Here is a 9,319-nt window from a genome sequence, read left to right on the forward strand (position 1 = left end):
GCCAGATACCATTCGGTCAGCTCCACTTCAGCGTCGCGAGAAAAATAATCGCCATAGCGGGCGGCATATTCACCGAACAGACCGTTCAAAATTGGCTGCAGCTCGCTGGCTTCAGGTGAGACCACGCGAAATTGATCGCTCACGATGACCTCCTTAGTCGCCTAAACCGGCCGGGTTGATTTCAGATTGCGGAATACGTTCCACCCCTTCTCCCCAGCGGTTCAGCACCTTGTCATAGTCGCCGTTGCCAATTACGCCGTTGAGGGCGGTTTGTACCGGCAGAACCAGACCGCTGTCCTTTTTCAGCGTCACAGCGATGTGTGCCGCTTTTGGCCAACCGCCATCAACGCTGCCCACCCGTTGCGTTTTACCGTTGAGTGCAGCTTTCCACGCGCCGATAACGTTAGGACCGAAGTAAGCATCGGCGCGGCCTGACTGCAGAGCCAGGGTTTGCGCGGCATCATCTTTGGTATACACCGGCGTAAACGGCTGCAACCCTTTCTTCACGTTCTCATCGTTCCAGGCGAGCAGGATGGCTTCCTGATTTGTCCCCGAACCGACGATGATACGCAGACCGGCGATATCTTCTGCCTGCTCGATTTTCTTCAGCTTACTGCCGGTTTTGACATAGAAGCCAAGGGAGTCCTTACGATACGTCGCGAAATCGAATTTCTCTTTGCGGGCTTTGGTGACGGTAATATTGCTGATCGCGGCATCATATTTGCCGGACGTGACGCCCAGCGGCCAGTCTTCCCATGACGTGGGTACGACGTTGAGTTCCAGCCCCAGACTGTCAGCCACCAGACGAGCGATGTCCGCCTCGCTGCCGATCAGTGTCTTATTGTCATCGGCAAAGACGGTCAGCGGCGGCTGGCTTAACCCGGCAATCGCCACGGTGAATTTACCCGGTACGGCCAGGTGCAGGTTCGCGGGCAACTGCGCAATCGCCTGCGGATTTTTTGCCGTATTGATTGGCGTTTTATTGGCTTCCAGGCTTACGCCCGTACCGTTAATAGTCACATCATTTGCCCAGACGTTAGCGCTGAAAGCCAGTGACAGCGCGAGGAAGACTGATTTTTTCTGCATAGCGTTTTTCTCTTATTGTGTGAATTGGTTTGCAGGTGTCGCGAGTCCCAGGCTTGCGCGCAGGGTCGTACCGGGATATTCATGGCGGAACAGGCCACGCGCCTGAAGCACGGGGACAACCTGTTCGACAAAACGTGGGAAGGTATCTGGTGTTCCACCCTGGATGATAAAACCGTCTGCGGCTTTTTCGTCGAACCACTGCTGAAGACCATCGGCAACCTGTTGCGGCGTACCGCTGAAACGTGGCCGTGGACTGGCCGCTTCCAGAGCAACCTGGCGTAGCGTTAAGCCACGCTCACGCGCGTTGCGTTTGATCTCATCAGTCGTACTGCGAAAGCTGTTTTGTCCAAGGGAACCCAAATCCGGGAACGGTGCGTCCAGTGGATATTGGGCGAAATCATGATGTTCAAAGTAGCGGCCCAGGTAGTTCAGCGCGTCGGTAATAGAGACCAGCGCAGCGGTAGTCTGATACTGCTGCTCAACATCCTCAGCGCTGTCGCCAACAATCACGCTGACGCCCTGGAATATATGCAGTTGTTCGGGATGTCGCCCGGCGGAGGCCAACTGGCTTTTTACATCCTGATAGAACTCTTTGGCCTCCGCCAGCGACTCCTGATGGGTAAAAATAGCATCGGCATGCTGCGCCGCTAATTTCTTACCATCCTGTGAAGCGCCCGCCTGGAATATAATCGGACGGCCTTGTGGCGTGCGCCCAATATTTAACGGCCCTGCGACCTGAAAATAATCTCCATGATGGTTAAGCGTGTGCAGTTTTTGCGGATTAAAAAATTCTCCGCTTGCCTTATTACGGGTAAAAGCATCATCTTCCCAGGAATCCCACAGTCCTTTCACCACCTGTAAATATTCATCGGCGATACGATAACGCAGGGCATGTTCTGGATGCTGGGCACGGGAATAGTTCTTTGCCGAACCCTCCAGAGGTGACGTGACCACGTTCCATCCGGCTCGCCCCTGGCTGAGATGATCAAGGCTGGCGAACTGCCGTGCGGTAGTAAACGGCTCGCTGTATGACGTGGATACCGTGCCAACCAATCCCAGATTTTGGGTAATGCTGGCCAAAGCAGATAATACCGTCAGCGGCTCAAAGCGATTTAAAAAGTGTGGGATTGATTTTTCATTAATATACAGACCATCGGCGACAAAAATAAAATCCAGCTTCCCTTTTTCCGCAATAAGCGCCGTCTCTTTGACAAAATCAAAATTAATACTGGCATCGGCCTGCGCCGCCGGATGACGCCATGCGGACATATTTCCCGCTGCGCCATGCAGAATAGTGCCGAGCCGTAGTTGCCGATTTTCAGCCATAATAACCCCTACCCAACAGGTAAACTTAAAGATGTGCGAATGCCGTTTTTGCTAGCTGTGCAAAGTAATGCGCGGCAGGTTCAATTAAACGTTCGTCCGGATTGAAGCCCGGGTGATGTAATCCGTATTCACTGGCGCTGCCAATACTGACAAATGCGCCAGGCGTATTTTGCAGATAGACAGCAAAATCCTCGCCGCCCATATGCAGGTCGGCATGATGGGTGGTGTAGCCTGATTGTTTCGCCACGGCGGTGGCGATATCGGCCCAACGAGCATCGTTTACCAACGCGGTCGGCCCCGCATGCCAGATAACGTCGATTTGTGCGCCAAAGGCGTGGGCAAAACCGGCGGCGATGTCATTAACCCGTGCTTTAACCTGCTGTTGCACCGAAGTCCGGTGCGTTCTGAGCGTCCCTTCCAGCTCAACGGATTCTGGCAACACGTTCCATGTATTTCCTCCCTGAATCCGGGTCACGCTAAGCACCACTGAATCCAGTGTGTTAACGTCGCGACTGGCAACGCTTTGCAACACCGTGACCAGTTGGCTGGCGAGCAGGATGGCATCTCTGCCTTCATGCGGACGCGCCGCATGTGCGCCCTTGCCATTAATACGCAGCACGAAGCGATCGACGTTGGCATAGAACGCGCCGCCGCGTGTGGCAAATTCCCCCACTGGTAAACCTGGCTCATTGTGCATGCCAAAAATAGCCGCAACGTTGTGCAGCGCACCGGCGCGGATCAGCGTTTTTGCGCCACCGAAACTCTCTTCAGCGGGCTGAAACAAAATACGTACTCGACCCGGTAAGTGTGTTTCCTGTTGTTTAAGCAGCAGCGCGGCGCCCAGCATGACGCTGGTGTGGACGTCATGCCCGCAGGCATGCATCACTCCCGGTGTGAGGGAGCGAAACGGCACATCGGCGCTTTCTTCTATCGGTAGCGCATCGATATCTGCTCGCAGCGCGATGACCTCTTCTCCCTGCCCGATTTCCGCGACCAGACCGGTTTTCAGGTCGAACGGCAAAATCTCGACGTCCGCTGCGTGCAGCCAGGCGTGAATGCGCGCCGTCGTTGCCACCTCTTGCAGGGAAAGTTCCGGGTGCTGGTGTAATTCACGACGCCAGTTGATAAGCGTTGAGGCCAGAGTCATCAGAGCACCTCCACGGCGTTATGGGCTTGCGCCAACAACCGCAGCGATGTCAGCCGCGCGTGACCTTCCGCCACTGGCGTGTCGATAATGAACTCCTCAATGCCAAATTGCGTATGCAGGGCATTCAGCTTTGCCATCACCTCCTGAGCCGTGCCGTGTAACAACGCCTGCTCACGACGCGCGATTTTGCGTGGCGGACTGCCGGCCTGCGCGGCGAATGCCAGCGCCTGCTCTTCACTGGCTACCGTGACACGTTGACCATTCTCCAGCTCCACGCCCCAGATTTGCACGTTTTCCGCAAGCTGCGCGGCGGTATCGTTACTGTCAGCCACAATCACCTGGACGGCAACTATCGTCGGACGTGCGCTGTGGGCCTGCCAGAAGGACAAAACGTCACGCAATAACGCGCGGTCACCGTTGAGGTGTGCCGCGAAGATAAAATGCCAATTGAATTGCGCTGCTAACTGTGCGCTTTGCACACTGGCTCCCAGGACAAATCCTTCCGGCGGTATCGGTGGGATTGGCGTCGGAAATACTGTTTCCCCGCTTTCCGTGCCGCTCAGCGTCAGCCAGTCGTTAAGCTGGGAAAGTTGGTCGGCAAAACTGCCTTTTTCATCCTGATGCACTCCTTGCTGTAGTGCCCGAGTCGACAGTGGTAAGCCGCCAGGGGCTTTCCCTACGCCGAGATCGACACGCCCGGGTGCCAGCGAGGCCAGAAGATTGAAGTTTTCCGCCACTTTGTACGGGCTGTAATGTTGCAGCATGACGCCACCGGAGCCTACGCGAATACGCTGGGTTTGCCCGAGGATCCAGGCAATCACCAGCTCCGGTGATGGGCTGGCCAGCTGTGGCGTATTATGGTGTTCCGCGATCCAGAAACGATGGTATCCCCACTCTTCTGCCTGCTGCGCCAGACGTAACGTCCGGGCAAGCGCCATCGCGGCGGTTTCACCTTCCCCGAGGGGGCTTTTATCCAGAATACTCAGGCGATATGACATGTTACGGGCCTATGCTTGTTAACATGTCATTATTATTAAATTATCAGATAACCATGCAGAAACATTTAATTCACATTTGCTCAGCTAAAAAGTAGATAACCAGCCCTGACGCTGTCAGGGTTAAAATTCGGATCGCCTTGTACTGGTCGGAACACGAAACTGAAAACACGCGGAATGTATGGCCTACAAAATATAATAGGGTCGTTGGTCTCACGGGAATAACATCCAAATCATTTCATGCCAGTTTTCTTTTTGCGAAAACGTTTTTTAACGCGATTTACGTTAAGTCAGGTTAAATGACTTAAAACGTTATGCGGTTGTATAAACTGTTTCAGTTTTATGACCCTGAATGAATATTCCACAGAGATTTTTTAATTTAAATACTTCCACAGAAATGATGATTAGTAGAGAATGCAGCGTTTCTTATTAAAACGGTTTAAAACGGCTTTTTAATATTCCTCCCGATTTTATTGCGGGAATTTTTGTATGGATTATACATATCATTATGGGGCCTCTATGAAAAGTAACATGCCCGTTACACAAATTGAGCACGCACTTAACGACAAAGCGACGCTGCTTTCAACGACGGATAAAGAAAGTCATATTACCTACGCTAACTCTGCTTTTATCGATGCCAGCGGATTTAACGAAGATCAATTAATGGGCGAAGCGCATAATATTATTCGCCATCCTGACATGCCTCCCGCTGCATTCGCCGATATGTGGTACACGCTACAGCAGGGAGACAGCTGGACGGGTATGGTGAAAAACCGCCGCCAAAATGGTGACCATTACTGGGTTCGCGCCAACGTTACGCCGGTCTGGCACAATGAAAAACTCACCGGTTACATCTCGGTGCGTACCGTTCCTTCGCGTGATGAAATAACTCACAGCGAAAGTTTATACCAAAAAATGAATAGTCAGCAGTTTAAAGGCTTTCGACTTTTTAAAGGGATTATCATTCGTCGCGGCTTATTGGCATGGACTTCCATGTTTAAATGGCTGAATATCAGCCAGCGCGTCAATTATTCTTTAGGGGTGACGGCCCTGCTCGCTTTGTTATTTATCTTCGCCCCGTTTAATCCATTTATTCAGTCGGGGGGCTTGCTGGTGTTATTTCTGGCGCTGGCTATTTACCTTAAGTATCAAATTTGTCAGCCAGTTAATACGCTCCTGACGCAAATGAAGAAAGTGGTGTCCGGACGTAAACCTGATAACTGTCATTTAAATCGGGTGGATGAGATCGGAATGCTAATGCGACTGGTTAATCAGTCCGGACTTAATCTGAGTTCTCTGGTCGATGACGTCAGTACGCAAATTTCCGGTATTCGCGCTATCAGTCAGCGGGTGTCAAAAGAAGGTACGGCGCTGCATCAGCGTTCAGAAGAAACCTCTGCCGACCTGCAACAAACCGCTGCGGCCATTGAAGAAATTGGTAGCGCGGTACAACAAACCGCTGAAACGGCGGCACATACCATGACCATGGCCGATAAAACCAGCGCCAACGCTGCAGAAGGCGGCGATATCATGAAACAAACTATCGCCATGATGCAGGCGATATCGCGTGACAACGGGCAGATCGTTGACATCATTGGCGTGATCGACAGCATCGCCTTTCAGACCAATATTCTGGCGCTTAATGCCGCGGTTGAGGCCGCGCGAGCCGGGGAATCCGGGCGTGGCTTCGCCGTTGTCGCGGCAGAAGTCCGCAATCTGGCCCAACACTCGGCGTCTGCGGCAAAAGAGATCAAACAGCTTATTGAGAAGAACGTCGCCAATGTTAATAGCGGCGTCAAAATGGTGGAGCAAACAGAAACGCATCTCACCGGGATGATTGGGGATGTACTGCAGATGTCGATGATGATCAAAGACATTAGTCTGGCCACGCGTGAGCAAACCCAGGCTTTGGATCTGATTAACGATTCAATTTCACGCGTTGGCACCATGACACACAATAATGCCGAGATGGTGGAGCGCGTCACCGACGCCACCGCCGATCTGACCCAGCGTTCATCACGCTTACAGCAGGCCGTTCAGGTCTTTGGCGTATCGGCATAACGTTACGGCGCTTATTGGGTGAATGCCTCGATAAGCGCACTCCTCTATAGGTATAAACGCCCTTCTCTTTTATTGGCTGAATCGAGGCCACACCGCGCCAGTACCGGCTGCATAAAAATGCTGAATTCTTGTTACCGGGGCTTTGCGGAACCAATCAATTGAATGTAGGATGCTCGGCCGGCAGTTTTCCCCCGTAACACAATGAAGGGTAAGGCTGTTTTCGCCGCAGCAGGTGCGGCAAAAAGGATGTTGTATTTTTGTCAGGTCAACAGGAATCGTAATGAACACAAACAACACGCAAGCCGCGGAACAACATGCGGCGAAACGACGCTGGTTGAATGCTCACGAAGAGGGGTATCACAAAGCGATGGGCAATCGACAGGTACAAATGATCGCCATTGGCGGCGCAATTGGTACCGGGTTGTTTTTAGGGGCAGGCGCACGCCTGCAGATGGCCGGCCCGGCTTTGGCGCTGGTCTATCTGGTATGCGGTATTTTTTCGTTCTTTATACTGCGCGCGCTCGGCGAACTGGTTTTACATCGCCCTTCCAGCGGTAGCTTCGTTTCCTACGCCCGTGAATTTTTAGGTGAGAAAGCCGCCTATGTGGCTGGCTGGATGTACTTCATCAACTGGGCGATGACCGGCATTGTCGATATCACCGCGGTGGCGTTGTATATGCACTACTGGGGCGCGTTTGGCGACGTGCCGCAGTGGGTGTTCGCCCTCGGCGCGCTGGCTATTGTCGGTACCATGAACATGATCGGCGTGAAATGGTTCGCGGAGATGGAGTTTTGGTTTGCGCTGGTTAAGGTACTGGCAATTGTGATCTTCCTGGTGGTAGGTACCGTTTTTTTAGGTACCGGAAAGCCGCTGGATGGTAACGCCACGGGTTTTCACCTGATTACCGACAACGGCGGCTTCTTCCCGCATGGCTTGTTGCCTGCGCTGGTACTGGTACAGGGTGTGGTTTTTGCCTTTGCCTCTATTGAACTGGTGGGTACCGCCGCCGGTGAGTGCAAAGATCCGCAAACGATGGTGCCAAAAGCAATCAATAGCGTTATCTGGCGTATTGGTCTGTTCTATGTGGGTTCTGTCGTGCTGCTGGTTCTGCTACTGCCCTGGAACGCCTATCAGGCGGGGCAAAGCCCGTTTGTGACCTTCTTTTCCAAACTGGGCGTGCCGTACATTGGCAGTATCATGAATATTGTGGTGCTCACCGCGGCGCTTTCCAGCCTTAACTCAGGGTTGTACTGCACCGGGCGTATTTTACGCTCCATGTCGATGGGCGGTTCAGCACCGAAATTCATGGCTAAAATGAGCCGTCAACAGGTGCCCTGGGCCGGGATCCTCGCCACGCTGGTCGTGTATGTCGTTGGGGTATTCCTGAACTATCTGGTGCCGTCACAGGTGTTTGAGATCGTGTTGAACTTTGCGTCTCTGGGCATTATTGCGTCGTGGGGATTTATCATGGTCTGTCAGATGCGTCTGCGCCGGGCCATAAAAGAAGGTAAAACGGCAGACGTCAGCTTTAAACTGCCGGGCGCACCGTTTACCTCGTGGTTAACGCTGCTGTTCCTGCTGAGCGTACTGGTATTGATGGCGTTTGACTATCCAAATGGCACCTATACCATCGCGTCATTACCGCTGATTGCCATCCTGCTGGTCGCGGGCTGGTTCGGCGTGCGTAAACGCGTTGCAGAGATCCACCGCACCGCGCCATAACGGCAGAAGGCCTGACAGGTTAATCCTTCAGGCCTTCTTTTTTAGTTCGCTTCAATCAACTGCGCTACGTCGTTGCTGTTAATTTCCCGCGCATTCCCATCCTGATCGGTATAGCTGGTCATTCCCGTGTCTTTATCCAGTTTTGGCTTACCCTGGGTGGTGATGGTTTGTCCGCTTTTGGTCGTCATGACGTAATCGGTGGTGCATCCTGCCAATGTAAACAGCATTACGCCTGCACAAAGACAGATAAATGGCTTTTTCATGGTATTCCCGTGTTATTCAGTTAGCCGTTGAGGGCGTAGTGTAAGTCCCTGAAGTGGGTCAGGCTACTGGCGGGGTGTAACGAGGCGTATCGGGGGATTTAGAGAAGTGACAGGAGGGGTTTCCCCCTCCGGTTAATTACAGCGCAATACGAATAACATCGTCCGGCTGGGTGGCTTCCTGCTCGCGGGTGGACTTCTGTTTCACGCTCACGTACAGGGTTTTACCGTCGGCGGAGAGCGCCAGGCTATTCGGGAATGTTGGGGTCTCGAACGTTTTAACGACTTTATAGCTTTTCGCGTCGATCACGCTCACTTTGCCGGCCTGACGATGGGTCACGTAGGCCTCGTTACGCGCCGGGTTAAACAGCACGGCCAGGGATTCCGGCGCGGCGACTTTTGCCAGGACGTTGCCATTACGGGTGTCGATTACCAGCACTTCCGCCGCTTTAGAGTCGGTGACAAAGGCGCGGTTGCCCGCCGTGTCCAGGCTCAGGTTGATGAAGAAATGCTCTTTTCCATCATCCAGCAGCTTTTTACGGCTGAGAATTTTGTTGGTGGTGGTATCAATGGTGATGAATTCACCGTCCGCATTGGCGGTGTACAGGCGTTTAGCCTTGCTGTCGACAGCCAGAGCGGTGCTCATTTTGCCGGTATTTTGAATGGTGTCCTTCAATGTAATGGCATCACCGTCCACCACCCAAATCACGCTCTCTTTACC

At 52.9% G+C, this 9,319-nt stretch carries 6 protein-coding genes and 2 pseudogenes; 2 read left to right on the plus strand and 6 right to left on the minus strand.

Annotated features, from left to right (window positions below; genetic code table 11):
* From KQJ19_RS20320 to KQJ19_RS20335, 4 genes and pseudogenes are all read right to left on the minus strand, one after another.
* Window positions 1-143 (minus strand): annotated as a pseudogene (locus KQJ19_RS20320) (GNAT family N-acetyltransferase); the annotation flags it as partial.
* A gap of 10 nt (window positions 144-153) precedes the next feature.
* Window positions 154-2,412: pseudogene (locus KQJ19_RS20325) on the minus strand (NtaA/DmoA family FMN-dependent monooxygenase).
* A gap of 25 nt (window positions 2,413-2,437) precedes the next feature.
* Entirely contained in the window at window positions 2,438-3,559 is a 1,122-nt protein-coding gene (locus KQJ19_RS20330) for an amidohydrolase (protein WP_094761323.1), read from the minus strand.
* Window positions 3,559-4,557, minus strand: a complete 999-nt coding sequence (locus tag KQJ19_RS20335; RefSeq protein WP_141875197.1) for an MsnO8 family LLM class oxidoreductase — start codon at window positions 4,555-4,557, stop codon at window positions 3,559-3,561. The genes KQJ19_RS20330 and KQJ19_RS20335 overlap by 1 nt, the downstream gene beginning before the upstream one ends.
* Window positions 4,558-5,073: 516 nt before the next feature.
* On the opposite strand from KQJ19_RS20335, the gene KQJ19_RS20340 reads away from it, so the two are divergent.
* Together KQJ19_RS20340 and ansP are read left to right on the plus strand one after the other, a co-directional pair.
* Window positions 5,074-6,615 (plus strand): PAS domain-containing methyl-accepting chemotaxis protein, encoded by a 1,542-nt coding sequence (locus KQJ19_RS20340; RefSeq protein ID WP_047498614.1) that lies wholly within the window; start codon window positions 5,074-5,076, stop codon window positions 6,613-6,615.
* 280 nt (window positions 6,616-6,895) lie between these two features.
* Window positions 6,896-8,338, plus strand: a complete 1,443-nt coding sequence (ansP, locus tag KQJ19_RS20345; RefSeq protein WP_003833088.1) for an L-asparagine permease — start codon at window positions 6,896-6,898, stop codon at window positions 8,336-8,338.
* Window positions 8,339-8,379: 41 nt separating this feature from the next.
* On the opposite strand, the gene KQJ19_RS20350 is transcribed toward ansP, so the two are convergent.
* Both KQJ19_RS20350 and KQJ19_RS20355 read right to left on the minus strand, forming a co-directional pair.
* Entirely contained in the window at window positions 8,380-8,601 is a 222-nt protein-coding gene (locus KQJ19_RS20350; RefSeq protein WP_003020157.1) for a YgdI/YgdR family lipoprotein, read from the minus strand.
* A 136-nt stretch (window positions 8,602-8,737) separates the two neighbouring features.
* The coding region (locus KQJ19_RS20355; protein ID WP_216404054.1) for a YncE family protein at window positions 8,738-9,319 on the minus strand (582 nt) is incomplete at its 5' end.

The sequence above is a fragment of the Citrobacter sp. S46_ASV_140 genome, assembly GCF_018919545.1.
In the GTDB taxonomy this organism is placed as follows: domain Bacteria; phylum Pseudomonadota; class Gammaproteobacteria; order Enterobacterales; family Enterobacteriaceae; genus Citrobacter; species Citrobacter braakii.

Excerpts from the sequence above, each read along its gene's own strand:
- KQJ19_RS20330 (WP_094761323.1), bottom strand. The coding sequence starts at position 3,559 with ATGACTCTGGCCTCAACGCTTATCAACTGGCGTCGTGAATTACACCAG.
- KQJ19_RS20335 (WP_141875197.1), bottom strand. The coding sequence starts at position 4,557 with ATGTCATATCGCCTGAGTATTCTGGATAAAAGCCCCCTCGGGGAAGGT.
- KQJ19_RS20340 (WP_047498614.1), top strand. The coding sequence starts at position 5,074 with ATGAAAAGTAACATGCCCGTTACACAAATTGAGCACGCACTTAACGAC.
- ansP (WP_003833088.1), top strand. The coding sequence starts at position 6,896 with ATGAACACAAACAACACGCAAGCCGCGGAACAACATGCGGCGAAACGA.
- KQJ19_RS20350 (WP_003020157.1), bottom strand. The coding sequence starts at position 8,601 with ATGAAAAAGCCATTTATCTGTCTTTGTGCAGGCGTAATGCTGTTTACA.